Here is a 283-nt window from a genome sequence, read left to right as displayed (position 1 = left end):
GCGCATCGACCGCCTGCTGCTGTGGATGGTGTTGCCGGCGGGCGACGAGCAGCGCGTGATGGCGTGCGTGGCGCAGCGCCTGCCGCACAGCCAGATCGTGTGGTGGGTGGAGCCGGTCGAGGCGATGGGGCGCCTGGCATGAGGCGGCGGGCAGGCATGTTGCTGGCCCTGTGGTCGGGCCTGGCGGGCGCCGCGGTGTCGGCGGCGCCGGACGACGGCACGCTGCCGTCCACCCAGATGGTGCTGCGCGCCATCGAGGGCACGCCCGAGGTGCACGCGGCGG

At 75.3% G+C, this 283-nt stretch carries 1 protein-coding gene; it reads left to right on the top strand.

Translation table 11 applies throughout. The features are described 5' to 3' along the window. The first annotated feature begins 4 nt into the window (after nucleotides 1–4). Nucleotides 5–142, top strand: a complete 138-nt coding sequence (locus ACH65_RS21245) for a DUF3240 family protein (RefSeq protein WP_425478332.1) — start codon at nucleotides 5–7, stop codon at nucleotides 140–142. The last annotated feature ends 141 nt before the right edge of the window (nucleotides 143–283 follow it).

Source organism: Frateuria defendens, assembly GCF_001182895.1.
Classification (GTDB): Bacteria; Pseudomonadota; Gammaproteobacteria; order Xanthomonadales; family Rhodanobacteraceae; genus Frateuria_B; species Frateuria_B defendens.
Note: the sequence above shows the minus strand (reverse complement) of the source record. Positions and strands in the feature narration are given on the sequence as shown.